General features: G+C 38.0%; 27 protein-coding genes. 11 read left to right on the top strand and 16 right to left on the bottom strand.

All coding sequences use genetic code 11. The features are described 5' to 3' along the window. Positions 1-63 precede the first annotated feature (63 nt). The 5 genes from grpE to ACIQVU_RS11240 form a co-directional block, all read right to left on the bottom strand. Positions 64-645 (bottom strand): nucleotide exchange factor GrpE, encoded by a 582-nt coding sequence (gene grpE, locus ACIQVU_RS11220; protein ID WP_340806561.1) that lies wholly within the window; start codon positions 643-645, stop codon positions 64-66. A gap of 14 nt (positions 646-659) precedes the next feature. Continuing rightward, entirely contained in the window at positions 660-1,691 is a 1,032-nt protein-coding gene (hrcA, locus tag ACIQVU_RS11225) for a heat-inducible transcriptional repressor HrcA (protein WP_340806562.1), read from the bottom strand. Between the two features lie 98 nt (positions 1,692-1,789). After that, entirely contained in the window at positions 1,790-2,926 is a 1,137-nt protein-coding gene (gene hemW, locus ACIQVU_RS11230; protein ID WP_340806563.1) for a radical SAM family heme chaperone HemW, read from the bottom strand. A gap of 182 nt (positions 2,927-3,108) precedes the next feature. After that, entirely contained in the window at positions 3,109-3,960 is an 852-nt protein-coding gene (locus ACIQVU_RS11235; RefSeq protein ID WP_340806564.1) for a DUF4179 domain-containing protein, read from the bottom strand. A gap of 121 nt (positions 3,961-4,081) precedes the next feature. Then, on the bottom strand, positions 4,082-5,272 hold the full coding sequence (locus ACIQVU_RS11240; protein WP_340806566.1) for a DHH family phosphoesterase: 1,191 nt from the start codon (positions 5,270-5,272) through the stop codon (positions 4,082-4,084). A 231-nt stretch (positions 5,273-5,503) separates the two neighbouring features. On the opposite strand from ACIQVU_RS11240, the gene ACIQVU_RS11245 reads away from it, so the two are divergent. The 3 genes from ACIQVU_RS11245 to ACIQVU_RS11255 all read left to right on the top strand — a co-directional run bounded on the left by ACIQVU_RS11245 (position 5,504) and on the right by ACIQVU_RS11255 (position 9,829). Next, complete coding sequence (locus tag ACIQVU_RS11245) at positions 5,504-6,208, top strand: polysaccharide deacetylase family protein (protein ID WP_340806567.1); 705 nt, start codon at positions 5,504-5,506, stop codon at positions 6,206-6,208. 296 nt (positions 6,209-6,504) lie between these two features. Beyond that, the gene (locus ACIQVU_RS11250; protein WP_340808594.1) at positions 6,505-8,145 is read left to right on the top strand and encodes a pyridoxal phosphate-dependent decarboxylase family protein; all 1,641 of its coding nucleotides are present in this window, start codon (positions 6,505-6,507) and stop codon (positions 8,143-8,145) included. After that, entirely contained in the window at positions 8,132-9,829 is a 1,698-nt protein-coding gene (locus tag ACIQVU_RS11255; RefSeq protein WP_340806569.1) for a methyl-accepting chemotaxis protein, read from the top strand. The genes ACIQVU_RS11250 and ACIQVU_RS11255 overlap by 14 nt, the downstream gene beginning before the upstream one ends. 137 nt (positions 9,830-9,966) lie before the next feature. On the opposite strand, the gene ACIQVU_RS11260 is transcribed toward ACIQVU_RS11255, so the two are convergent. From ACIQVU_RS11260 to ACIQVU_RS11275, 4 genes are all read right to left on the bottom strand, one after another. Then, entirely contained in the window at positions 9,967-10,392 is a 426-nt protein-coding gene (locus ACIQVU_RS11260; RefSeq protein WP_340808595.1) for a GatB/YqeY domain-containing protein, read from the bottom strand. Between the two features lie 25 nt (positions 10,393-10,417). Next, positions 10,418-11,431 carry a DUF1835 domain-containing protein gene (locus ACIQVU_RS11265; protein WP_402895554.1) on the bottom strand — a complete coding sequence of 338 codons (1,014 nt, stop codon included), beginning with the start codon at positions 11,429-11,431 and terminating at the stop codon, positions 10,418-10,420. A 12-nt stretch (positions 11,432-11,443) separates the two neighbouring features. Further along, on the bottom strand, positions 11,444-12,436 hold the full coding sequence (locus tag ACIQVU_RS11270; RefSeq protein WP_340806572.1) for a zinc-dependent alcohol dehydrogenase family protein: 993 nt from the start codon (positions 12,434-12,436) through the stop codon (positions 11,444-11,446). A gap of 129 nt (positions 12,437-12,565) precedes the next feature. Then, positions 12,566-13,315: an SMI1/KNR4 family protein gene (locus ACIQVU_RS11275; RefSeq protein WP_402895558.1), complete on the bottom strand. Its 750-nt coding sequence runs from the start codon at positions 13,313-13,315 to the stop codon at positions 12,566-12,568. A 68-nt stretch (positions 13,316-13,383) separates the two neighbouring features. Between ACIQVU_RS11275 and ACIQVU_RS11280 the strand changes: the two genes are divergently transcribed. Further along, positions 13,384-13,926 carry a GNAT family N-acetyltransferase gene (locus ACIQVU_RS11280; protein WP_340806575.1) on the top strand — a complete coding sequence of 181 codons (543 nt, stop codon included), beginning with the start codon at positions 13,384-13,386 and terminating at the stop codon, positions 13,924-13,926. Positions 13,927-14,919: 993 nt separating this feature from the next. Here the strand turns inward: ACIQVU_RS11280 and ACIQVU_RS11285 are convergent. Then, positions 14,920-15,912, bottom strand: a complete 993-nt coding sequence (locus tag ACIQVU_RS11285; protein ID WP_340806576.1) for a hypothetical protein — start codon at positions 15,910-15,912, stop codon at positions 14,920-14,922. A gap of 373 nt (positions 15,913-16,285) precedes the next feature. On the opposite strand from ACIQVU_RS11285, the gene ACIQVU_RS11290 reads away from it, so the two are divergent. The 5 genes from ACIQVU_RS11290 to ACIQVU_RS11310 all read left to right on the top strand — a co-directional run bounded on the left by ACIQVU_RS11290 (position 16,286) and on the right by ACIQVU_RS11310 (position 18,115). Further along, complete coding sequence (locus tag ACIQVU_RS11290) at positions 16,286-16,468, top strand: hypothetical protein (RefSeq protein WP_340806577.1); 183 nt, start codon at positions 16,286-16,288, stop codon at positions 16,466-16,468. A 26-nt stretch (positions 16,469-16,494) separates the two neighbouring features. Further along, complete coding sequence (locus ACIQVU_RS11295) at positions 16,495-16,878, top strand: Fic family protein (protein WP_402895562.1); 384 nt, start codon at positions 16,495-16,497, stop codon at positions 16,876-16,878. Positions 16,879-17,189: 311 nt separating this feature from the next. After that, entirely contained in the window at positions 17,190-17,429 is a 240-nt protein-coding gene (locus ACIQVU_RS11300) for a tyrosine-type recombinase/integrase (protein WP_402895565.1), read from the top strand. Between the two features lie 11 nt (positions 17,430-17,440). Next, positions 17,441-17,647 (top strand): site-specific integrase, encoded by a 207-nt coding sequence (locus tag ACIQVU_RS11305; protein WP_402895568.1) that lies wholly within the window; start codon positions 17,441-17,443, stop codon positions 17,645-17,647. A gap of 24 nt (positions 17,648-17,671) precedes the next feature. After that, the gene (locus ACIQVU_RS11310; protein ID WP_340806580.1) at positions 17,672-18,115 is read left to right on the top strand and encodes a tyrosine-type recombinase/integrase; all 444 of its coding nucleotides are present in this window, start codon (positions 17,672-17,674) and stop codon (positions 18,113-18,115) included. A gap of 126 nt (positions 18,116-18,241) precedes the next feature. On the opposite strand, the gene lepA is transcribed toward ACIQVU_RS11310, so the two are convergent. The 3 genes from lepA to gpr form a co-directional block, all read right to left on the bottom strand. Continuing rightward, positions 18,242-20,068 (bottom strand): translation elongation factor 4, encoded by a 1,827-nt coding sequence (gene lepA, locus ACIQVU_RS11315; protein WP_340806581.1) that lies wholly within the window; start codon positions 20,066-20,068, stop codon positions 18,242-18,244. 253 nt (positions 20,069-20,321) lie between these two features. Further along, positions 20,322-21,164, bottom strand: coding sequence for a stage II sporulation protein P (gene spoIIP, locus ACIQVU_RS11320; RefSeq protein ID WP_340806590.1), 843 nt, complete (start codon positions 21,162-21,164; stop codon positions 20,322-20,324). Between the two features lie 98 nt (positions 21,165-21,262). Beyond that, the gene (gene gpr / locus ACIQVU_RS11325) at positions 21,263-22,279 is read right to left on the bottom strand and encodes a GPR endopeptidase (protein ID WP_340806591.1); all 1,017 of its coding nucleotides are present in this window, start codon (positions 22,277-22,279) and stop codon (positions 21,263-21,265) included. A gap of 163 nt (positions 22,280-22,442) precedes the next feature. Between gpr and rpsT the strand changes: the two genes are divergently transcribed. Beyond that, a complete protein-coding gene (rpsT, locus tag ACIQVU_RS11330) occupies positions 22,443-22,691 on the top strand; it encodes a 30S ribosomal protein S20 (protein ID WP_340806592.1) in 249 nt (82 codons plus the stop codon). A 99-nt stretch (positions 22,692-22,790) separates the two neighbouring features. Here the strand turns inward: rpsT and holA are convergent, their stop codons facing one another. Further along, positions 22,791-23,801 (bottom strand): DNA polymerase III subunit delta, encoded by a 1,011-nt coding sequence (holA, locus tag ACIQVU_RS11335; protein ID WP_340806593.1) that lies wholly within the window; start codon positions 23,799-23,801, stop codon positions 22,791-22,793. Between the two features lie 164 nt (positions 23,802-23,965). Here holA and ACIQVU_RS11340 point away from each other — a divergent pair, with 164 nt between their 5' ends. Continuing rightward, on the top strand, positions 23,966-24,103 hold the full coding sequence (locus tag ACIQVU_RS11340) for a YqzM family protein (protein ID WP_340806594.1): 138 nt from the start codon (positions 23,966-23,968) through the stop codon (positions 24,101-24,103). A gap of 31 nt (positions 24,104-24,134) precedes the next feature. On the opposite strand, the gene ACIQVU_RS11345 is transcribed toward ACIQVU_RS11340, so the two are convergent. Next, positions 24,135-26,441: a DNA internalization-related competence protein ComEC/Rec2 gene (locus ACIQVU_RS11345; protein WP_483869650.1), complete on the bottom strand. Its 2,307-nt coding sequence runs from the start codon at positions 26,439-26,441 to the stop codon at positions 24,135-24,137. Next, positions 26,419-26,994 (bottom strand): ComE operon protein 2, encoded by a 576-nt coding sequence (locus ACIQVU_RS11350; RefSeq protein WP_340806596.1) that lies wholly within the window; start codon positions 26,992-26,994, stop codon positions 26,419-26,421. The genes ACIQVU_RS11345 and ACIQVU_RS11350 overlap by 23 nt, the downstream gene beginning before the upstream one ends. Position 26,995: the final 1 nt, after the last annotated feature.

Consider the following 26,995-nt stretch of genomic DNA (forward strand, 5'->3'; position numbering starts at 1 on the left):
CTATTATTTCAACGCAAAGGATGCGTTTTCTCACTAGCTATAATTGATAAAATAGTACAATGACTATTCGTTCACAGATACCATTGTTGGGCGTAATACACGATCTTTCAGCATATACCCTTTTTGCAGCTCGCGTAAAACAACGCCTGCTTCTTTTTCACTATCTTGCTCTTGCATAACAGCTTGATGAACATTTGGATCAAATGGCTCACCTTCTGCTTTAATCACTTGCAAGCCTTCTTTTTCTGTTGCTTCTATTAAAGAGCGATAGACCATTTCAATTCCTTTAATAATAGATGCAGCTTCTTCTGAAGTTGTTTCTACTTGTAAAGCACGCTCAAAATTATCAAGAACTGGCAATAAATCAGCGAGTAAGCTTTGTGCTCGATATTTTTCAGCAGCCTCACGATCTATTTGTTGGCGGCGGCGCATATTATCAAAGTCAGCACGTAGGCGTAGATGACGGTTTTCCTCATCTGCCAATTTCGCTTCAAGCTCGGCAATCTTCGCCTCATACTGCTCTTCTATTGATAATTCTACTTCTTCTTGTACCTCTACTGTTTCTTCTGCAGTGTCAGCCTGTACATTTTCTTGCTTCTGTACATCCTCTTGTACTAGGTCTTTGTTTTCAGTTGTTTCTGTCACTTGAATCCTCCTCATTATTGCTCATTAAAATTCTTTGTAAGGGCCTGCGTTAAATCCAAGCGCATTACATCTAATAACGCTACAACACGCTTATAATCCATACGTGTTGGACCAATGATAGCAATAGCTCCCTGTTGATCATCACCAATGGAGTAGGTAGTTGTAATCACACTACAGTTTTCCATTTCTAATTGTTTGTTTTCTGACCCTATCCGAATATGAATGCCTGATTCATTTGGATGGAAAAGTGACTGTACTTGGCTTGTCGTTTCCATCAAGTCTAAAATCATACGAACTTTATTCAGATCATGGAATTCTGGTTGGTTAAACATATTTGTTTTGCCACCATAGAAAATCTTACTTTCTGAATTATGCATCGTTGCCGTTACAAGCGCATGAATAAAATCATCCGCTGAGCGAACGTGCTGCTGTAAAACGGCTAGCACTTCGGCCTCAAGCGTTTTATGAATATCTTCTAACGATACACCAATTAAGCGTTCATTTAAAATATTTACCATTTTCTCTAAATCAGAAGCGGTAACACCCGGTGGTAAGGTAAACATGCGATTTTCAACATGTCCTTTGTTCGTCACAATAATTGCTACTGCGGTATCGCTAGAAAGCGGCACAATGGAAAATCGTTTAACACGATGTCTTTGAACATCAGGTCCTAAAAGGATGGACGTATATGATGTCAGCTCTGATAAAATATTCGCTGACTTTCGGATAATATGCTCTACTTCTACAAGACGATCATTAAAAATTGATTGAATTTGTTGAATGTCCCTTGAGTTAATACCTTGTGGGTGCAACAAATGATCTACATAAAATCTATAACCCTTTTCCGAAGGCACTCGACCAGAGGAAGTATGTGTTTTTTCTAAAAATCCCAGTTCCTCTAAATCCGCCATTTCATTTCGAATAGTAGCTGGACTAAATGTAATCCCTTGTTTTTTGGAGATTTGGCGAGAACCTACCGGCTGCGCAGACATAATAAAATCGTCTACAATTACTTGCAATATTTGTAACTGCCGATTTGTTAGCATGATTATCACCTCTGTTAGCACTCAACTAAGAGGAGTGCTAATACTATTATTAAGTTATCAAATCCCACTTTTTATGTCAATGAAATCGCTCAATCTTCTTATAAAAATTGTTGAAATACTTCATTGCCTACAAAACGTCCTTTTCTTGTAAGACGAATTCCTTTATGGTCGTGTTCTAAAAGACCGTTTGCTACTAAGTTTTCAATAACAGCAGAATAATGTGCCATCATTGGTGCTTGAAATTTTTCTTCATATATTTTGTGCAAAACGCCCTCTGTTTTACGCAATCCTAAAAACATCTGCTCTTCTCGCTTCTCAGCTTGTGTGACAGTATGCTGATGCACAATTGGTAGCTCTCCTGCTAAAACAGCATCCATATATTTTTTTAATGGGCCGTGATTGGAATAGCGTACACCCGCTAAATAGCCATGAGCACCAGCGCCCAAGCCTATATATTCGTCATTATCCCAGTAAATTTTATTATGAATGGAATCAAAGCCAGGCTTTGCAAAATTACTGATTTCATATTGTTGACGTCCATGCAATGCCATCTGTTGCATTAACACATCATACATATCCGCCTCTAAATCTTCTGTCGGTAAATGTAGCTTCCCCTTTGTATACTGATTATAAAAAATCGTTTTTGGCTCTACAATAAGGGAGTAAGCTGAAAAATGCGGCAAATCAAGCGCCAATGCTTTGTTCAATGATTCCTGCCATTGCGCCATCGTTTGCCCCGGCAGACCATACATTAAATCAATGCTAATATTGTGGAAGCCAATCTTTTTAGCCAAAGCGATTGTTTCATAGACATGCTCATTGCTATGAGTACGTCCAATCTTCTTTAATAGCCCTTGGTCAAAGGATTGTACACCCATGCTTAAGCGATTAACGCCACCATCCAGCAATACTTGTAGCTTCTCAGCTGATAATTCATCAGGATTTGCCTCTGATGTAAATTCTGTCACACTATCCATTGGAATATACATTTGAATCAGTGTAAGCAGCTTGTCCAATTGCTGCGGAGCTAAAGCGGTTGGTGTGCCTCCACCCAGAAAAATTGTTTCAATATGACGAAAATGTGCAGGGTATTTTTCTGTCACAAGTGCCATTTCTTTTCCCAATGCTTCTATATATTCATCGACAGGCTGATTTTTAAAATAAAATTTATTGAAATCACAATAATTACAGATTTGATGACAGAAAGGAATGTGAATATAAACACCTCGTGCCACAGCAATCCCTTCTTTCTTGTTAAGTCTTTTCCATTTCTACATTATAACCAATCCATGCAAGGAACGCTATGAATCCCATCTAGTCAGCTTTACACATCTATATCTCCTTTTTCATCCAAGCAAAAAAGTATGCTAAAATTCATCATTCTAGCATACTTTACCTTATAATATGAAAGATTTTACTAGTCATCTTTCTTTATTGTCAGAGCTGGACCAAGCTTATTACCCTCCATATCGACAGGAAAAAGCTTATAATTTTTCTCTGTTAAATAAAGTGCATCCACGCGACTGCCCCATTTAGTACCTTCATGATTTAATGAATAAGGCTGTTTAAAATGCCATGTTTTCCCTCCCTTTGATTGAATTTTAAACGGAATCGCATCATTAACCAGACGTTGCTCTGTATAAAAATAAATTGTTGTCGAAATCGGTGTTGACACAATCCTGTCAATCTTTACTTCCTGCTGATCGACATGCTTGACTTTTTTTTCTACAGTAAAAACATGACGATCCTCTTGTAATTGCTCTTGTGAAGCCTCTACTTGAAATTCCCATGGCTCTTCGATGGGTGTTTCTACGTTCCAATCTTTATAACGAATGTCCAATTGTAAGCTATCACCTTTTGGTAAATTGTCCATCTTTATACTATTATAGATGGTATACGCTTTAGTAGATTGTGCAATGGACTGACCTCCACTGCGCACCATATAATCTTTACCATTAATAAGTATTTGCGGAAAGAAAAATAACTGATGACCTGGCGCAAACGTCTTTCCAGGTTCGAAGGTTGCATTTAGTAAAATTTGATTGTCATCAATGATTACTTCATGTAATGTTAAACATCCTAAGCTATTTTTAGAGGTTTTCTCTACTTCAGTTTTGTAGGCTTCAAATGCTACTTCCTTATCCCACCACAAATACAGCACAGCACCACTAGCAACTATCAATAACAGGAATGCAGCCATAACCCATTTTTTGCGTCCTCGATTTTCCTTATCCAGATCGATAACTCGAAGCATATCATCAGCCAACATGTACACCTCTTTTTAAAAATAGTTATGATTTATTGTAGTTAATAATGAGGCATTATATAACCTATATTGAATGACAGGCTGGGAGAATTTCGCTATGTATAAAAGGAATCCTAAAATTCCTTTATTGTTGGTGACGAGCTTTACTCGCTTCCTGCATTAAATAATCCACAAATACATCATCTCTTACTAGCCATGCTTGAAAGTTTCTTTTTAAAAAACATTCCGCTTCATAAAAGCTTGTAAAGGTATGCGTTAAAGGTATTTTATCTTTTTCAATTACCCAGTCAATCTCGTTCTTTGAATACAGCATAAATAATTCATCGTGCTGATTTTTATAAAAAGTACCAAATGTAGAGCCCTTTAAGTTATAGCGATTTCGTTTGGCATCCTCAGGTATTGGCTCAATATGGAATGTCGCTAACACAAACTGCTTATAAGCCTCCTCTGTTAAAGAACAACCAGCCGCTTTTTGATGCCCTCCTCCCTCAAATGCTGCCGCAATAGATGAAACATCTATATGCTCATGAATTGTACGCAAGGACATTTTTTTATTGCCCATATTAATCATGGCTATATAGTCAAGATGTACATTGTCATTGCCCAATTCATTGCCCAGCTCAGAAAGATAGGACTCTGCATAGACAACACCTACATAGAAATCTCCTATATTCGTTTGTATAAGCTCTCGTTTTTTTCGTCGAATATAACGCTCTATTTTGTCTTCTTCCATACTTAAAATTTTCTTTTCGAATTCATCAAAATCAAAATGCTCACTTGTTTTTAAGCGCTCCAGCATTTTCTCCTCAAATTCATCAATGGATACTAAGAAAAAGAGGGCATTGAGCCGCTGTGCTTGAAAATTTTCATTCTTTTCCCATTCCCATGTATCGTACTGTCTTATTAACTCTACAAATTCTGTTATAGCAGCCGTTCTTTCCAATAAGCCCTGTGCCACAAGATAGTGATAAAATAAAGATGTGGCTGATGTTAATAAACCTTGCTCATCTTCAATTAATACCCTTCCCCATTCATAATGATTGAAATGAAGGGCTGTTTTATGATGGTCCAGCAATTGTACATTACCAGTCGCTTGATAATAATCATTTAACAGTTGCTCATTCGTTTCATTTGGCGAAAGGTCTGTAATAAACAAAAAAGTATTTTGGTGATCATTTTCCAAAAAGAATTCAATCTCTCGATCTAATGAAGCAATGGAATTGTAGCGTATTTTTACTTTATCCTGAAAGGCAAGCTTTGCTAAAATGCCACACCCTACACCATCTAAATCGTTATGTGATAATAATTTATACATGTCTTCACCTCAAAAAGTAGTATGGTTGTTTTTCCGAAATTCAAACAAAAAGACGTTCTATCAATTACGCCCCAGCGTAATTGTACCTGTCGCTAATGCTTTCGGTACATAAAGCATCTGCCGCTTTCGATCCAAAAAGAATTTGCTGAAATGACCACGCTTCGATCTATCATGAAAAGATTTATCATTGAATAGAAATAACCATGACTACAAGAAGAAAGGAAACTGTCAATGAAACGAAAAATAATTTATACCGGAATTGGCATTTTATTTATCTTTGCTTTAGCATTTTCAGCATATAAATTGATGAATGCCCGAAACTATCAACTATTTGGTAATATTACCTCTCATATTGAAACCCATGAAAAAGTCGTTGCCTTAACGTTCGATGATGGACCTACTCAAAATACAGATGCTATTTTAACGCTTTTAGATACCTACAATGTGAAAGCAACCTTTTTCTTAATAGGTAAGGACATTGAAGAAAATCCTGAAGAGGCGAAAAAAATTGCTGAGGCAGGACATCAAATTGGCAATCATACGTATTCACACAAACGTATGGTATTCAAAAGTCAAAGCTTTATCAAAAGCGAAATCGAAAAAACAGATGCGTTAATTGCCAGTATTGGCTATACAGAAACACCTGCTGTTAGACCACCACATGGTAAAAAACTAATAGGCTTTCCCTATTATTTAAACAAGCACCATCGTAAAACCATTACATGGAATTTGGAGCCTGATACTTACTATACATCGACTGAGGATAAGATCACGTATATCAAAGAAAATATTCAACCTGGCTCAATTATACTTATGCACCCGATGTATGATACAACAGGCAAGGAATTGCAAACAATTGAAAAGGTTTTACAAACCCTTATCGATGATGGCTATACATTTGTAACGATTGAAGAACTACAAAAATTTAAAAATTAATTACTTTTACCTGTGAGGAAAAAATCTGCAACTTCATCGTTGCAGATTTTTTTATAACGTTAGTAGTTATAAAGCATTACATTATCAATAGTTTAAAATATAATTTCCCTCTTCTATTCACCTTCCTAACAAGGGCATAACCTTACTCTACTCTGAATTTAAAATTTTCGGAAATATTAATAAATATTTTTCTACTAAAATATAAGCCCCATCTATGCTATTATAACTCTAGTATAATGTCCTATTCTTATCGGATTAAAAACAAAGGAAAAACGAACTATAAAAGGATGATGATGATGAAAAATATCCAACAATTATTCCAGAGCGAAGATGGAAATATCCAACAACGAGAGCATTTTTTATTGCTATTAGAGAAAATTATGTCTTCCTTAGATGCTTTAAAAAACCCAAATACAACAACTCTTGGCCCAATAAAGGAGCGTTCTGCTAATTTTTATCAGGAGCTTATGCAGGAGCATGATGTGCCAGCAGCAGGCATTGGGCTTGAGCAAGTTGTAGAACAATTAACACAATTAATGCAAGGCCACCCTTACCATACACGTAACTTTGTAACAAATGTGTTACCAATGGCAAGCATTCCTGGTGTATTAGGTCAATTTACCACTGCACTACTAAATGGGAATAATTTATGGGATGTTTATGGACCTGCTGCTGCGGAATGTGAAGTCAAGGTCATAGCAATGATGTCCAAATTAGTTGGCTATGACTATACAAAAAGCTTTGGCTATACAACTTGGGGCGGACAGGGTGCTGTATTTAGCGGGCTACGTCTTGCTATCGCAAAGCAATTCCCACAGGCAAAGGAAAATGGCATACCAAATAATTTATATTGCTTTGCTTCAGAAAATGCACATTACAGCTTATTAAAATCGGTAGAAGCGGTAGGTATCGGCAGCAAGCATTTAGTGCGTGTGAAAGCAGGCAAAGATCACTCAATGGATGTGGAAGATTTACGTATGCGTATGACTGAAGTAGTTGAAAATGGCGGTATCCCGATTTATGTTGTCGCAACAACGGGCGCAACGGACCAATTTGGTATTGATGATGTACAAGCTATTAAAGAGGTAACAACAAGTCTTGAGAAAAAATACAACCTGCAACCAGTACATATTCATGCAGATTCAGCTTTAGGCGGTTTTTATGCGTTCTTTAATGACTATGATTTCAATAATAACCCACTACAGCTTGAGGAGCATGTTTTACAAGGGCTATTACAAATACAGAGCCGCATGCAGCATCTAGCCATTGCGGACAGCCTATGCTTTGACTTCCAAAAACTTGGACAAACACCTTATTTAACGAGCTTATTTTTATTAAAAGAAGGTAAGCATTTAGAGCTATTAGATATCGAAGACTTTGATACACCTTATGTTGGTAACCGAGGCTATGGTTCTTATCATACAGGCTATACATTGGAATGCTCTCGTATGGGCAGTTCTATCGCTATTTTTGCTGCATTACAAGCATTTGGTAAAGAAGGCTATCAACAATTACTCGCTAATTATGTACGAGTGAATCTAGCATTCCGCGCACAATTAGCAGAGAAAATACCAATGCTACAAGTTGTCAATGCACCAAATATCGGACCTGTTACAGCCTTTCGTTTATACCCTGAAGGCTTGAACTGGCAAGCCGAGCAAGCTGGTCATTATACACAAGATCAAATCGAACATATTAATGCTATGAATGCCTCTTTCTTTGAAATTATTGGCGAAGGCCGAGAGGAAGTATTTTTCGGTGACACAACACGCGTCTGCACAGTGAAGGCAAGTGATACAGCACAATCTGTTCCTGTTGCTGCAGCAAAATTCTTCTCAATTTCTCCTTATACTGAAACAGTGCATATTCCGAATATGATTGATTTCTTACAGGAAAAGCTTAACGTTTTGGAGGCAGCTCACCATGCGTATCATTAATAAATTTAAAAGTTCATTACTCTATAAATATATAGCTAGCTTTACCATACCAATAGCGATTATTTCAGTGTTATTTAGCATCGTGTTGTTTGTTGTTTCCTACCGTATTATTGATAATTTTGTACTAACACAATTTGAAGCTTCCCTTGAAACAACATCAAATGCTATTTTTGAAAACATTGAAAAAAATGATGTTGTTGCAGCGGATAATAGCAATCCTGATAAATATAAAAAGTTATTAGAGCAATTAAATGCAGCCGTTAAAAAATATGATATTGAAAATGCCTATGTTCTTTCAAGGGCAAATGGTAAGGAGCATATTGTTGCTTTAAGTAATACTGACAACCATCATCAGGACTATGTATTTGATGAAAAAATGCATGTAGCTCTGGATAATGGCTCTCCGCAAGTAAGTGATATTTATACAGATGAATATGGCACTCATAAATCGATCTTTATTCCATTTAACAATACAGATATTATTTTTGGCTTGGATATGGATGCATCTTTTATCTCTAAGCTCCAAACAGAAACACTGTGGATTTGTATTGTGATGACGATTATCTTTATTATTTTTGGGGTTATTGTCGCTTACTTTATTAGTATCGGCATTACAAAGCCGATTAAAAAAATGACCCATTATGTGGAGAAGGTAGCACAGGGAGATTTAGTGGTAGAGCCGCTTCAAATTCATGGCAACAATGAAATTGCACAGCTAGCAACAGGCATTGAAGAGATGACTCAGGACTTACGTGCTCTTATTGAACAAATAGCCCAAAATGCTGAACAAGTAGCTGCCATGTCTGAAGAATTAACAGCAAGCTCTGAGCAAACAAGTGCATCCATTCAGCAAATTACCTCCTCCATGCAAGAGGTGGCAGCAGGATCAGAAAAGCAAACAGCTGCTATCGAAGATGTGGAAAGTCATATTACAGAGATTTCTAGCAAAATGACAGAGGTTGTGACAAGCGTTAATGATGTGACAGATAAAGCATTCCAAACATCTGCTATTTCAGAGAAGGGCAATGCAACCATTCAAGAAGCAACAGAAAAAATGTCCATCACCTCTCAAGCGATTCAGGAATCAAGCTCGGTTGTAGAACGCTTAAGCATTTATACAAATGAAATTGGTGATATTGTCACACTAATTACCCAAATTACAGATCAAACAAATTTACTTGCTTTAAATGCTTCCATTGAGGCAGCCCGTGCAGGCGAACATGGGAAAGGCTTTGCCGTTGTTGCCGAAGAAGTTCGGAAGCTAGCCGATCAATCGTTAGCAGCCACAAATAGTATTCGCACGCGCATTGAAACGATTAAAGATGAATCCGCACAAGCTGTTAAATCAATGGCTATTAGCAGTGACAACCTTGCTGAAAGCTCAGCAACCTTCCATGCATCAGGCGAAGCATTTAGTAATATTTATGCTCAAATTACAGCACTTACAGAGGAAATGGATCATGTCAATACGATTATGACCACTATGAATAAAGGTATTGGTGGCATCGCTACTTCCGTAGAGCAGGTTGGCATTGTCGCAGCACAAGCTTCTGGCAATATTCAAAATGTAGCAGCTGCCTCCGAGGAACAATCTGCAAGCATTGAAGAAATCACCGCCTCCTCTAACAATTTAGCGGAGATGGCACAGCAGCTTCGCCATATTATCCACAAATTTAAGTTATAAATGCAAATCCGCTATGCTACAAGAAAGCATAGCAGATTTCATTTTTCTATCCGTCAGTTTTGCTGTTTTATCCGTCACCTTGAGCTGGCTATCCGTCACTTTTGTTATGCTATCCACTACATTAAGAAAAAATGGCTTTATATAAGACTTTTCACCACTTTTGACATAACAGCCCCATCAGCTTGACCTGCTAGCAACGGTTTAGCAATTTTCATAGCCTCGCCCATATTCATGCCCTTACTAACACCAGCAGCAGCTAATTTCTCAGCAATTTCCTCTTCCGATAATTGCTTTGGTAAGAAGGACTTTAAGAGCGTTAATTTCGCTTCTTCTTTTTCAATTAAATCTGCCCGTCCAGCCGTTTGAGCACCCTCTAAAGCCTGATTGGTTTGCTTTACTTCACGGTTAATAACCGCCATTTCTTCCTCAGCAGTGAGTGCCTCGCCTTTGTCCTTTTCAGCCGCATCTAACGCCGATTTTAATAGCGATAATACGCCCTTCGCTAAAGCATCCTTCTCCTTCATAGCTGTTTTTAATTGTTCAAATACCTTTGTTTTTAACAATGCTTTCACTCCTTTTTGTCATCGATTATACCATATAAGCATCGGATAATTTTACTTGATACAATAGCATCCCTTTTAGTTCGCCCTGATAAGAAAAAACACCCTGCTGAATCAGTTGTTGAATACGATATTCAATCCATTCCGCTTCCCTATACTGCTCCATATGCCCTAGCACTTCTCCAACAATCCTAGCTGTGTGTTGATAATCATGCCTCTCCTGCTCATGATGCAGGCGCTTAGCATAGGCAATAATCAAGGCATCATCTTTTGCTTCATCATTGCTATGCCAAAGCTCATGATACTCCCATGTATGAATACAATGAAAATCATCTACTAGCATATGTAAACCTTCCTGACACAAAGTCTGTCGTAATGCTGTTTTGACAGGACGTTCTTGATAATGCTCATAAAAATATAATAAATCCTCTGCTCTAACCTCTCCTGATGACCTTGGATAATGCTCCTCTACTAGCTGTGGATATGTATACATTTCATGGAATAATTGAAAGGTATCAAATACGTAAATATCATTGATGTTATCTTCTAATATCGCCAATATAAGCCGAAGCCCTATTTGTTCATGGGCATTTTGACAAGTCCAAATAATAATATCGAGATGTGGTGGGCTATTTTTAATGTGCTCTATCGCTTCCATTGTTTGACGCTGCACGAGTTCTAAGTCATCAGTGTTCATACTATAGCGCTCTTGAAGCCATTGAAAACGAGCCTCAATCCCTGCAGCTGTATGTATAGCCTTTAAGGGACCGATAGAAAAATTACCCGGTATTACAATCACTTCATCTGTCTTATTATAGCTTGTGTTGCGAAATGCTGCTTTTAAACTGCCTCCTGGTGAATCACCAAAAACAATATGGACTGTTTGCTTAGCTGAAACAGAGGGTTCTTCTGTTTGCTGTAATAAAAACTGCTGTATGCTATCTCTGGATTGCTTATTTATAAGAGTTGGAAAAAGCATGGACTTTGCTTCATCTTCACTTAATTGTTTAATCGCCTTTTTTAATTGCTTTATCTCTGCCATTCACTATCCTCCTTAATCGCTTGTAAGAAATACTTTCCCTTTATTAGCATCAGAGGTTTCAACCGCTTGGATAGCCTTATGAATAGCTAGCAATGGATAGTGAGCGTTAACCTTCATCATTGTTAATAAACCGCTCTGTACGAGGCTAATAAGCTGTTGCATCGTTTGCTGCCACTTATCAACAGGCGTCTGGCGCTGCCAATGTCGTAAATGAAATAAATTAGCCTGTACATGTGCTTTATTCACAATACTTGTCCAATCCACCTGCACGCCTGATAAAAGACCAATCGCTAAAAAATGTCCACTAGACTTTACACAGAAAGCTAGCTCTGTGCCCGCCTCCCCTCCAATGGAATCAATCGCTGCATCTGCCCCTCTACCATTTGTAAGTGTCATCACTGTTTCCTTTAACGGCATTTGTGACGTATCAATCACATAGCTAGCACCAAGCTGCTGCAATGTTTTAGTATGTTGACCATTGCGCACCACTGCAATAAGCTGAAAACCGAGCAGCTTTGCCAATTGTGCAAAAATATGACCGATAGCAGAGCCACATGCATTTACAAGTAAAGTATGATTTGGCTGCAATTTCAAAACCTCTGTACATGTGACAAAAGCTGTTATGGGGTTAATATACATTTGTGCCGCTGTAAAATCATCCATGTTATCAGGAATAGCTACAGCGAATTCAACCTGTGTTTTCACCATTTCCTGCCATGTTCCCTCTCCACGCAATGGCAATACACGCTGACCAATAAGCTGTGGTGACACAAGTGGTCCCACTTGTTCAACAATGCCAACTCCCTCATAGCCAGGAATGGTTGGTAAAGGAATGCGATGTGCATATTTTCCTCGTATCGGTATTAAATCAGAAGGATTAATCGGTCTTACTAACATACGCACAACAATTTCTTGTTGCTGTGGAGGTGTAATCGTTTTATTTTCAAGACGCAGCACCTCTGTTGGGTTGCCAAATTCATAGATTTTCAAACATTTTGCTTTCAATAATTTTAGCTCCCTTCATAAAGTCCTTTCGCATTCCAGCCCGTTGTTTGGTGCAATGCTATATATTCCTCTTTTGTAGAATTAAAGGTACTGCTTGTATACATCGTGTATCCCCTGCAATTACATTCGTCAACTTTGTAGAAACTCTGCCAAGCTAATTTGCCTTTTTTCATAGTCCGCACCAATCGCTTTAAGCTCTTGTTCTATTTGCTGGGCAGTCGCTTCTATTCCCTTATAAATTAAGAAAGGAACATTCTCTAATGATTTTTTTGCTTGTACATAGTCACAAGATAATCGTTTCTTTAGTAATAATAATGTTCTCACTTTATCGTTCCCTGTGCCTGTTATATACAGCGCAAAATAATGGAGGGGAAAATCCTCAGCTATTTCTTCCTCAAAGTTAGGTGGAATAAGCACACTTTCAAGAAACATTACTAAATTGTCATAGGCTAATGAAAAATCCCAGCTACCCATTCCATGCTGGGCAGTAAAAATCGCCGTATCCCCTCTTGCTAAATCTAAACAATAAGGATCACCCTCATCCGAAGCAATAACCAAATAATGTTGCGGCCAATCTTCGATAACCTCATTTGTCACCGAGTTAAACTGATAGCCATCCTGCCCTCGCAGCAAGTCATCTGCACTATAAATCCAAAGATTGATATAGTCACCCGTACTCCATGTCACCCCTTCCACAGCGTAATGCTGTAAAAAGTATATATACTCATCAGGTAATTGCCATTGACGATGAATAAAATGACGACTATCATTTTCCATAGTGTGCTGAAAAACCATCGGAGGTTGAGAATTTTGCATTTCCACCATAAACATTCGCATATTTTCGATCACAAGGTCTAGTTCTTTTTTTAGCTGTTTCAATGAATCAACCCCCTTCAGTATAAATTACTTATTCTTTCTATTATAAACCGATAAAGGAGAATAGAAATATGGAAAATATCATCATCCGACGCCCTCTGCCAACGGATAAAGAAGTATTACATCAGTTCTTTTTTCTTGTGATTCAGGATACGTTTGCCAAAGAGGGCCTGGCAGCATTAGCTGGAGACCAACATAATGAATGGGAAATGAAAAAGCATTATTTAGCAATGGATTTCGCAAGCCAAGGTCAACAGCGATTTTTTTGGGTAGCTGTGGAGCCAAAAACAGGAGAAATAATTGGCACAATTGAATATGGCGAGGCAAATGCACTTATCCAGCAAACAATACAAGAGGATTTAACAAACTGTCCAGAAATCGGAACCGTTTATGTTCATCCAAGCTATCAGCAGCGCGGTATTGGCACGATGCTATTTCGACATATGCTTACTACACTCGAAACACAGCAAATACCGAGCTTTTGCTTGGATAGCGGCTATCGACAAGCTCAAATAGTTTGGCAGAAAAAACTGGGCAAGCCAGATTTTTGTCTGAAGCATTTTTGGGGAACAAATATTCCTCATATGATTTGGAAACGTTCAATACCATTTTGAGAAAGTGAATCTTCAATCAGTGTAGTTTTCGCATATCCTCCACTGTTTGAACGTTTCACCCACCTTTGTTTTTACAGGCTAAATGTACAAGTACATCATTACAATGTCAATCCTCCACTTTAGGAATAGAATATTGTCAAAAGGTTATTACAATGAATATTTTAATAAAGTTGACGTATTTAACCTTTAAGCCTTACCATTATTTTATAAATGACACAGAGGATAATAAAAGGAACACTGCCAATAAAAGATTATTATAGGCAAGTATCTTTCTTACTTGTATTTCTATATTTTTTATCACCTATCACTAGCCGAATTTTGGCAAATTAATTCCATCAGTCCGCTATATTGGAGCGGACGATTTCTCCTATTTCAGCCCTGCTATTTATCTAAATAGTCACTATAATATGTTCTACTTTTTTATTAATGTAGGAATGCTCTATATTACTTTAGCCATTAGTAAAAAACGTTTCTAAAAATCATTTGAAGTGTTGATTGAGATCTATTTTTTATGTTTGGAGGGAAGTAAAATGTTTAAATTCATGGATGATTTAGCAGGTGCGGTTTTCGATGTTTTTATGTTATTTTGTTATTTCTTGACAGGTGTTATCATCGTAGGAGTTCCCCTTTTTCTATTGGCTAAATTGTTCTTATTATTTTATTAAAACTGGAGATAACAGTCAAAAGGAACCACAATCTAGCCGTGATTCCTTTTGTTTTATTGAATATTCATAATGAGGAGCCGATAAACACTTATCTAGTAAAAGATTATTAACTAATCAGCTTGAATAAGATATATTTTTAAATAATATTATCTTATTAGTCTAAAATCTTGTTCGTGGATACCCGAAATCTAAAGAATCACTCAGCAGAAAATTCCATCCTTCTAGTCAAAAGATAGTGCACGAAATTTAATGCTTCATGTGTACATATCCTAAAAGTGATGCGTCTTTCATTATAGATAAAATTTTTAGTTAAGATGGGTTCTTCTGTTTATCCTCTATATGCTCGTGCTACATAATAAGCTATCGATCCACTTCCAGAGTTGCAACGAATGCTTAATTTGATACCATTTTTCTCAGCTTCCCAAAACTGTTTATTCTGTTTTGTAGTCATTTCGGCAACGGTACTCGCACTTTCATCTATAGCACAATAACAATTATTATCCGTATAGATACCCGTTAAAGGACATTCTACACCGAAAGAAAGCTTCGTGTCTGTACCTCCATACTGCATGGTAAATCCGTATTGTGTGCCTACTAAAGCGTTCTCTCTCTTTTCTGTGGCAATCAATCCTGATACTGGATATGTACCCACTTCAGGAATCACAACAGCTTCAGGAATTGGCGTTGTCATTAACATTGGTTTACCATGAACATTATGATCTGATACAAAAGTAAGTGGTTTGTCCAGTTCATTAATTAACAACACAATCGCATTTGCTGGCTTTGCCATAAAATAAATAATTGGGATGATAATAGCCACAATTACTAGAGCAGCAATGGCTACAACTGCACCAACTGAAGCAACTGTAACACCAGCAAAAGCTGCGACTGCTTCAGCTGCTCCAACTGCCAATTTTGCAATAACAGTAGAGGTTGATAATAGGCCAATCCCTAATGCACCCGAAACAAGAATTTGTGCAGTAACAAGACCAGCATCATCATCTTCCATTCCTTGCAATCGATTTAAACCATCAATCAGTACATGGAGTTGTTTTTTAATATCATCACCAGTAGCATTTATAAGAATTTTATACATATCTTGTTTCAGTGGAATGGGTGCAGTCTGATCGCTTGCCTCTAGCTCGGATATATCCTTGCCTAGCGCTTCCGCCAAAATTTGTTTTCTTTCCTCTATAAATTCAGCCTGAAATCTATTAATTTCTTCTTGTGAAGTTGCTTTCTCTAGTTTTGTTGCATAATCAGGGAATAAAGAACGAAATCCTTCTTTTAATTTAAAATCAATATCAAGTGTAGTATGCATATATTACTAGCCTCCCATTAATTATAATCTGTATTAGCTATAGCTAATAGTTCCCCTCGAGTTATTTATATCCTATCACTTCCAAAATAACCATACAACGGTTAATTCACGCCAATATTTTGCGTTTCCCCCGCCATTTTTTGGCGGATTAAAGGTCCATTCTCATACTATACGCCAATTCACATATAATTGTTTTTTCATGAAATAATACTTGTCACAAAATTGTCAAATTTGTTATGTGTGAAATAAAAAGTAACCAGCTCGGCTATATAAAAAAATTACCTAAAGAATATTTAGACGATACTCTTGTTCGATTGGCTCACCATTCATCGGCACTTGAAGGAAATACGATTACATTAGCCGAAACATTATTTTGCACAACCAAGTGTCAAGCAATCGTAGTATCGATTTACGTGAAGTATATGAAATCAAAAATCATGAACAAGCCTTTCAATACTTAATACAAGAACTTGAACAAGATGCACCGCTCCATTTGCAAACAATCAAGGAAATTCACACTTTATTAATGGATCGCCTGCAATATTTAAATCGATAGACAATGCCATACTAGGGACTGATTTCATGACAGCCAGTGTGCAAGAAACACCGCTTCCTATGCAGCAATGGGTCGATAATTTGAACTTCCGTTTAGATGTAGCTGCTACTGAAGACGAAAAAATCGTTAGCATTGTGGAAGCACATATTGCATTTGAACGTATTCATCCTTTTGCAGATGGCAATGGACGCACAGGGCGTATGGTCCTTAATTATTCTTTATTACAACATGGCTTTGCTCCACTTATTATTAACAGCAAAGAGAAAGCGACTTACTTACGCTATCTTGCTGAACAAGATGCAATAGGCTTTAGCAAGTTTATTGAATCCGCATTGACAGAAGAACAGCAACGCTTACAACGCTTCGTGAATAAAGAACAACACCAAATATCTCTTGCCCCATTGGATTGAGATATTAATTAATTTGCAAATTAATTAAAAATGAGCAAGATTGCCGTCTTGCTCTTCTTTTTCCAGAAAGGAGAATCATATAGGAAAACGCTTAAAAAAAGAGAAGTAGTAGAGGTTCAATAAGACTAAGAGGGCGCAAATGATACTGCTCCTTTGCGCTCCCAGCCCGAAAAGGAGAGAACCGAAAAAGAATAGAGCGTGTTGGTGGGAATACTCAAGCAGAAGCAGAAATTGCACTCACAACCGCATTTGCTGAATATGATGATACTGGACGTTTTTTTGAATCTTCAAAGTCATCACTCGAAGATTATATGTGGTATTGGTTTGAAGAATATTGCCTAATCAACTTGAAATACAATACACAGGAGAACTATCGTAGAGTTATAAAAAACACATTGCTCCCCCAATCGATCATTATGCTCTGCATGATCTTACACCAACAATATTGCAAAAATGGATTAATGGCAAACATCGTGAGGGATTTTCTAGGAAATCATTATCCATCTTTTATAGTGTCCTTAAAACACGCTGTACATCCGTGGGACTTTTAAAGGACAACCCTATGCAATATGTGTCAATGCCAAAACATCCACGTAGAAAGACGTCAAAAGAAGATTTAAAGATTATTAAACGAGAGGATTTAATAAGTATTATGGAATACTTAAAGCCAGACATGCCGCTATATATGCCATTCCATATCGGGCTACACATAGGCTTGCGTGTTAGCGAAGTATGCGGTTCGCGTTGGAGAGATATTAATTTTGATTAAAATACATTAACTGTTGAACGCGCAATGGTCAATATCAACAGAAAATGGGTGCTCGATACAACAAAAACGGCATCGAGCGAAAGAACGATACCGTTAGAACCTACTATTGTCAAACTATTAAAAGAGCATCATCTTTGGATTAAGAAAAACAAATTGTTCTATGGTGAATATTATCCCAAAACAGATCATGTATGCGTCAAGGAAAATGGCGAACCGCTAACACCTAGTAGCACAAAATATAATACAAGAAAATTAACAGAAACACTCAAAATTCCATTTAACTTCCATTCATTGCAACATACGCACGCTACAATGCTAATGGAAAACAACGCAAAAACAAAAGACATCCAGACTTGTCTTGGTCATAGCCGGTCAGCTATTACTATCGACACCTATTCACATCTTACGGAAAAGATGCAAAAGGAATCCGTCGATATTTTTGAACGAGCACTGGATGATATTAAATAAAAACTTGCCGATCAGTTGCCGCTGGTCGGCAAGTTTTTTTCGCAAGCAAAATTGTTTCGCAAGCAATTCGCAAGCAAAACGGGTATTGGTACTTTTATCCAACACCACCAACCCTTGATACGCCTACTATTTGCTATCGTCCATCTTCAATACCGCCATGAATGCCTCCTGAGGAACTTCAACGGAGCCTACTTGCTTCATACGTTTTTTACCTTCTTTTTGTTTATCAAGAAGTTTACGCTTACGTGAAATATCGCCTCCATAACATTTCGCTAAAACGTTTTTACGGATAGCCTTAATTGTAGAGCGGGCGACAATTTTTTGACCAATCGCTGCTTGGATTGGTACTTCAAATTGTTGACGTGGGATTAATTCTTTTAGCTTTTCTACAATTACCTTACCACGCTCGTAAGCAAAGTCACGGTGTACAATAAAGCTTAGTGCATCGACTTGCTCACCATTTAATAAAATATCCATTTTCACTAATTTCGATGGCTGGTAACCAATAAGTTCATAGTCGAATGATGCATAGCCCTTTGTATTGGATTTTAAATAGTCAAAGAAATCATAGACAATTTCTGATAATGGCATTTCATAAATAATACTTACACGCGATGTATCAATATAATCCATTGTCATAAAATTACCACGCTTCATTTGACAAAGTTCCATAACCGCTCCCACATAATCATTTGGCACCATAATAGTCGCTTTTACATATGGCTCCTCCACACGATCAATTTTTTGTGGATCTGGCATAAAGGATGGATTATCTACTTTGATGGCAGTGCCATCCGTCATATGGACATCATAGATTACGGAAGGCGCTGTTGTAATTAAATCAATATTAAATTCACGCTCAATACGCTCTTGGATAATCTCCATATGCAATAGACCTAAAAAGCCACAGCGGAAGCCAAATCCAAGGGCTTGTGATGTTTCTGGTTCATATTGTAAAGCAGAGTCATTTAACTCTAGCTTTTCTAATGCCTCACGCAAATCATTATATTTTGCTGTATCAATTGGATATAAGCCACAGTATACCATTGGGTTTAAGCGACGATACCCTGCTAATGGCTCGGCTGCTGGGCGATTCGCAAAGGTTACAGTGTCCCCTACACGTGTATCACTTACATTTTTAATCGACGCAGTTAAATAACCAACATCTCCTACTGTTAATTCAGCTTGCGGCACAGCCTTTGGTGTATGTACCCCAACTTCAATAACCTCAAATTCCGCGCCAGTTGCCATCATACGAATTTTATCGCCAGGCTTTACTGTACCGTTGATAATACGGATTGAAATAATCACGCCTTTATAGGCATCATAGACAGAATCAAAAATTAAAGCTTGTAGCGGTGCATCAGGATCACCTGTTGGCGCTGGAACCTTCTCCACAATTTGCTCTAAAATATCCTCAATCCCAATACCTGCTTTTGCAGAAGCTAGCACTGCTTCAGAGGCATCTAAGCCAATAACATCCTCTACTTCCTGACGTACTCGCTCAGGATCAGCCGCTGGTAAATCAATTTTATTAATAACAGGTAAAATTTCTAGGTCATTATCAAGCGCTAAATAAACATTTGCTAATGTTTGTGCTTCAATCCCTTGTGCAGCATCTACCACTAAAATAGCGCCCTCACAAGCAGCTAAACTACGTGATACTTCATATGTGAAATCGACATGTCCTGGTGTGTCGATTAAATGGAATGTATACACTTCGCCATCTTTTGCTTCATACTTTAATTGAACTGCATTTAATTTAATCGTAATGCCTCGCTCACGCTCTAAATCCATCGAGTCAAGGAGCTGTGCTTTCATTTCACGGGACGTTAATGACTTTGTTTGCTCTAAAATACGGTCAGCAAGCGTTGATTTCCCGTGGTCGATATGTGCAATAATAGAGAAATTTCGGATATTCTCTTGTCGTTTTAAACGTGCTTCTCGGTTCATCTTTTCCACTCCTAATTAAACTATACTGAATTATACTATGAACGTTATGTAAAGTACAACAGCAACTCCATGACAAAGCCTCTACTATCAATGCCTCACATCTATTAGAACATTTTCGATTTTTTGCTCTTATGGACAGCTCAACATGTATCTATCTGTAATATCGCATAACAAAACCGCATGACTTGCATTTCATGCGGTCCAGTTATTTGATTAGGTTACAGACAGCAATATTATGATAGGTAATCAATCGCTACTTTTTTGTATCATTAACAAATGCTTTGGCAATTGCTTTTCCTAAAACGGCAATTGTACGATTGACCTCTTCCTCTGTGTTACCAATGCCACCGATTTCTACAATCATCATTTGCTTTGCTAAATCTTGATTGTAGCGGCCATCAACGCCATCACCACTTTTGGAAATAACGCCTTTTGATATTTTTGGCACAATGGCATTTAATGTGGATGATAGGCTTTCAGCATAGGCAGTATTCCAGCGGAAATTTGCATGCTCTGCACCAACAACGATTGCAATTTTCGCGTAGTTTTCACCATTATACCCAACTGTTGTAAGATCATGTTTTAATGAATCACGATGTAAATCTAGTATTAAATCATAGCTATTTGTTTCTAAATGCTTACTTAAATGTGGTCGCATCACATTATAGGATTCATGATAGCCCTTGCCTGCTTGCTTTAACTCTTTCATCACATCTACATTTAATACGTCCGTTTTCAAGCCATTGACATTAAAATGATTCACAATCTTATCCTGCATGCTTAAAATATTAATTGTTTCATGAGAGGTCGCTATCTTACCACTTGCAGCTTTCACGATTGGCTCATATGCTTCATGTGAATGCGTAAACAACACTAACACTTTAAAGGGATCAGCATCTGCTTCAGGCTCTTTTGTTTGTTCAAGCGCATTTTGTTCAGCTAAATTGGTAGCGGCAAACACGACTTGTTTATCTTCTGGTTGTTTCGTCGGAGTCGATGCTTGCTTGTTGAACGGAAGTTGCCCAGCAATGACAGGTAATACGAAAAAGAACAATAATATACCAAATGACCATTGTAGTTTTTTTAGCAAAGTCACACCCTCCTCCCCTTATCGTATGGAGGGGGTGTGGCGTTTAGAACGAAAAAATTTTTCTTGTTTTTCGCATAAATTATAGTAGCTTTAGACGATTGTTGTTATAAATCGCTTGCCCAATTCATTAGCATAGAAGCGACTAATTTTGCATAGCGATCAACCCAATAATCTGCTTCTTTTGGCGTTACCATTAGCTGCATACGTGTGCCTGCAAAGGTTTCTTCAAACAGTTGCTGACGTTCTTCTCTTGACCATGTTGCCCATTCTCCAAAAATAGGCTGTACTAAGGACATGTCCACCTCCTGCTGAATATCTGGCTGCCAAGAGGATAAGGATAGCTTTGAAGAGGGTTTATTGCGCTCAGCTACACGAGCAGCTATTGAGCGCAGCATTGTTTCTACAGCATCCGCAATTAAAACAGGTGCATCTACCACTGTTGGGATACCAATGGCTGTCACAGGAATACCAAGCATCTCATAGGAAATTTCTTGTCGTTGATTACCTACCCCTGAGCCTGGATGGATGCCTGTATCGGTTAATTGAATTGTTTTACATAATCGATCACTTGCTCTTGTAGCAAGTGCATCCACTACAATAATTAGCTTTGGTTGTAAACGTTCGGCAATAGCCGCGACAAACTCCCCTGTTTCATAGCCTGTTTGCCCTGTTACTCCCGGCGCATACATAACAAATTTATCGTCAATGACATCTAAGCTATGCAGATGGTCAATCAAATAGGGACCTATTGCATCGGGTGTGATGGTACGATTTCCTAAACCAACGATTAAAATTTTATCGTCTTCTTGCCAAGCAAGTGCATCATGCATTTTTTTGAAATTCACAAGCAATTCCTGCTCAAGTTGTGCAAAGCCATCTTGATCTTCTAATGTCAGTGTCGGGACAGAAAGTGTAATATATTGACCTTCTTTTTTGCCAATTTGCTGTTCACCTTCCGCATCCACCAGCACATCTGTAACTTTAACACGACCAGCATTCCGATCTTCTATTTGAATGCCACTCGATTGTTTAAGCTTATCTTTTTGCTCTTTCGTCTGATGGACAACGACCTCTTCTGATTCATCAATTAAATCTGTTCGTTGCCAGTTTACATTTTTCATACAGCTCACCTCAAGCTGTAGTTTGTTCAAACTGTCAAGTAAATATTCTTTGCATTTATCTATTGCAATTTGGTCAGGCGTTTGTTAAAATGATTTTTGTTGTATTGACACAAGAAATCAATGAGAAGTTATCATCTCGTACCTAATTTAGGAGGTGAAATAGATGCCAAACATTAAATCTGCCATTAAACGCGTAAAAGTGAACGAAAAAGCTAACATTGCTAATTCTCAAGCTAAGTCTGCAATGCGTACTACAGTGAAAAAAGCTGAAAATGCTATTGCTACTGACGCTGAAAACAAACAAGAACTTTTACAAGCAGCTTACAAATCTTTAGATAAAGCAGCTTCAAAAGGACTTATCCACAAAAATGCGGCGGCTCGTAAAAAGTCTCGCCTTGCTAAAAAAGCATAATCATGTAAAAGACCAACTACTTGAAAAAAGTAGCTGGTCTTTTTTATCTTGGTTCAGTAAATTCATTTTGGATCGAAAGCGAAGCGTCAGCGTAATTAATTAAAGCTGACGCAATAAAAAAAGTTCTAAATAGCGCTCACGATTACCACCTGTCGATTTAAGCTGTAAATCAACCTCAGCCAATTGATACAATGCCCTTAGTAAGCTTTCTTCTGAGGGCCGATGACGCTGCTCAACCATTAGCTTAACACGGTATGGATGGATTTTTAAATTTTTCGCAATTTGCTGTGGATGGTAGCCCTTTTTTAATAAGTAAAATACATTCGACATCGTTCGAACATTGGAGGCTAGCAATCCTACAAGCATAATTGGCTCTTGCTTTTGGCGCAATAAATCATGATAAATCGTTAAAGCACCGACAGCATCATTTGCTAAATAAGCATTGAGCATTTTAAAGGCATCCTCTTCCAATGTTTTTGCTACTAACTCCTCCACTAGTGGGGTCGTAATTTCGCCACCCTCCCCTAAATAGAGTGTTAGCTTATCAATTTCCATTTGTAATTGCAGCATATTTGTCCCAACCATTGCCACAAGCTGTTCAATCGCATCCTGTCTAATCGTATTACCCGCTGCCTTGACAATACTCTGAATCCAAACAGCTAAATCCTGCTCCTTAGGCGTTTCTGCTTGAACATATAGAGCATGTGCCTTCATCATTTTTGTGACTTTTTTTCGTTCATCCAATTTTTCATAGGGGGCAATAAACACGGTAACGGAAAAATCTGATGGATTGGTTAGCCATGCTTCTAGTCGCTTCACATCATGATCTATTTTTTCCTTGCCCTTCTCTGCTGCCTTTAAAAACGAAGCATTTTTAGCAATAATAAGCTTGCGTTCGGAGAAAAAAGGAATGGTATCTGCTTCATCTATTACGACATCAACAGGCACCTCATCCAAATCGAATATTGTCATTTCCAGCTCTTCCTCTGGCCCCAGTGCTTCCTTTAAACGTTTGATTGTTTCATCTATAAAATAGCTTTCTTCACCGACAAGTAAATAGACTGGTGCAAGCTCTCTTTTTTTGATTGTATTCCAAACCGTTGAAATCATAATTTTCCCTCCATCTAGCAATATTATCAGTATACATGATTTTATCGTTTTTGTGACTTTGACCGAATTGTGTCGATTCATTGCTAGACATTGAAATCTCCTTTTCAATATAGCTTTTATGCACAGGTTGTCTTATAATAAATAACAGAATTGGAGGGATATCAATGAATCCATTTGAAGGAAAAAACATTCAATGTCGACGTAACGATGCAATTGATTCTGGTGTTGGCTTCGGCGTATCATTTGGCGTTTTTACAGTTATGTTTATTATTGCAATTATCGTAGAATTTGTATCACAATAAACAAACTTATCCGTGAAGAAAAAGGCCTTTGTCATTGGACAAGGTCTTTTTCTTTCGCTGTCACATGCCATTGATTATCACGAATGCGAATTTCAATCGTACCATCAATACCCGTTGTTAATGTTGCTAAATTTCGACTCACAAAGCGCTCGACTATGTCTGGATGAGGATGACCATAGCGATTATGAAGCCCTGCACTAAATATCGTTAATTGAGGCTGTAATAGCTCAATAAAAGACTCAGAACTCGATGTTTTACTACCATGATGGCCTGCCTTTAACAATGTTATCCGACGTATTCGCTGACCATAGTGTTGTATAAGCCGCTGCTCACCCTCTGCCTCTAAATCACCTGTCAGCAATGCTGTAAAACCTTTTTGTCGCATCAATAGCACAAGGGAATCATTATTTCCCTCATACATAGTATCTTCTGGCCATAAATAAGAAAAATTTGTTTCCCCTTGCTGCCAGCCCATACCCTGCATCCTCTCCTTTACAGCAACACGCTGCTTTTTAGCTTCCTTCAATAAATCTGCCATAATAGGCTCGGTAAGAGAGCTCGGTGTTACATGGATTTCATTCATAGCAATCTCTTGTAATATTTCCTCTGCCCCTTCCACATGGTCTGCATCAGCATGTGTCACAATAAAAATATCAATCGTTCGAATACCTTTGCCCTTTAAAAATGGTACAACAACCTGCTTCCCTATCTCATAAGGCTGATCTGCCTTTTTCCACTGCTCTTGCTCAAAGCGCAGTACACCACCAGCATCAATGACATAGACCGCTTTGCGAAAAGGTAGCTCAATCACAATGCTATCTCCTTGCCCAACATTTAAAAATGTAATTTTCGTATCTTTGTATAGCATAGGAAATAGCTGAATTCCTATAATTGGAATTGCCAATGTACTAATGAATTTTCTATACTGCTTTGTTTCTAAAAAATAAAAGCCCATAAGTACACTTAACATGGCTAAAGCAATAAGCCAGATAGGTGGTCTACCCGGCGACCATAACTGAAATGGTAGCTCCTGTATAGCAAAAATCATCTTGGTTAGCCATGTGCGTAATGGCTCATAGACAGCAAATAGTCTATTGGCTAGTGGCAACGATACATACGTTACACCTAATGCCACAATATTCAAAGGCAAGATCACAAAGGAAAACAGTGGGACAAAGATAATATTCACTAACAATGACGAAATGGAAAGCTCATAAAAATGATAGAGCAATAGGGGATAAACAAGAAGCTGACAAACAAATGTAATAAGGAAGGAGCGTATAAGCCAGTTCCTTATCTCCTTTAAAATAACACCTGAATAAATAAGACTAACTGTTGCTAAATAGGAAAGCTGAAAGCCAATTTGAAAAATAACACCCGGCTCAAGCAAAACAAAGCCTATAAAGCTGATGGCAAGTGCATCATCCATAGCAATTGCCCAGTTGATAGCGCGCAATATCATGATTAATTCAACAACAGAAACCGCACGCCATACAGAGGGTGCACCTCCTGCAAGAACTCCGTAAAGAGGCAAGAGCACCATTAATGCAATTGTTGCTAGTTCTTTGCGCACACCTAATCGCAACAAGCTTTCAAAAAACAACCAAGATAACAAGGCTACATGAAGCCCTGAAATTGCAAATAAATGAGTAATACCAAGCTTCTGATAGGCACGTTGCAAGTCCTCATCCACCTGATCTTGTAAGCCAATCAACAATGCCTGTGCCTCCGCTACAAGTGATGCAGGAAAAGTTCTTTCAATATGCATGTTAATGCTATGTCTAAGTGTGGCAAGAGATGTACGAATGGAACGCTGTTTCTCTATATACGTCCACTCGTGAATGTCAACAATACCCGTTGCTCCTTTACTCACTAAATAGTCCGTCATTGAAAATGCATAAGCATGTGCAGGAGGATTAGGCTCAGATAGCTCACCCTTTGCAAGAAAGGTCATACCTGCTAATGATAGCTGCTCATAAAAGGCTTTCTCCTGCGCTGACGTAAATGTATAAACAATATAAAGCTTGTCGCCATTAGCTGTTGTAGCAAAACCGCGCAGCTTTTGACCTTTTATTTTATAGTCGCTTGTCCATGTTAAAGGGAAGGTTGACGGAAGAGGGGAAGATTTTTGTAACTGATAGGTTACAAAAAATAGATAGGCTAGTAAACCACTTATAATGACCAATAGAGCAAGAAAACGGCTTTCTTCCTTCCATATAAGCCATAATGCTAAAAGAAGTAACAAGATAAGTAGCCCTGCTGCCTTGTGTGCCGCTATGGACGCTACAAGTACAGCAAGTGCTACAAATATCCATTTATGCTTTAATGCCTTTACCAAATAATGCACTCACCCTTTGCTCATAGGGCAACAATTTTTCTGCTGACACACCACTCTCACGTAGCTCTTGTAGCATATCTGTATACAAGGCTAGTTTTTCATCGCTTAAAAAATCAATTTTGCGCTCGTCAAATGGGACATGTACAACCTCTACCCCTGCTTTTGCCAATAGCTCTTGAGCATATGGATTATTTTTATAATCTGTTGCATAATACACACGCTCAATCCCAGCTTGAATAATTGATTTTGTACATGGCAAACAAGGAAAATGCGTCACATATAAATCTGCCCCTCTTGTTGGCGTACCATATTTAGCACATTGCAGTAATGCATTCATTTCAGCATGTACTGTACGCACACAGTGATTATCCACCACATAGCAGCCCTTTTCAATACAATGCTCATCGCCTGTAATAGAGCCATTATAGCCGCCTGCAATAATACGTTTATCACGCACTACTGTTGCGCCTACTGCTAGCCTTGTACATGTGCTACGTAATGCGAGTAAATGGCTTTGTGCCATAAAAAATTGATCCCAAGTAATTCGCTCCATA

Source organism: Lysinibacillus sp. NPDC098008 (assembly GCF_044760715.1).
Classification (GTDB): Bacteria; Bacillota; Bacilli; order Bacillales_A; family Planococcaceae; genus Lysinibacillus.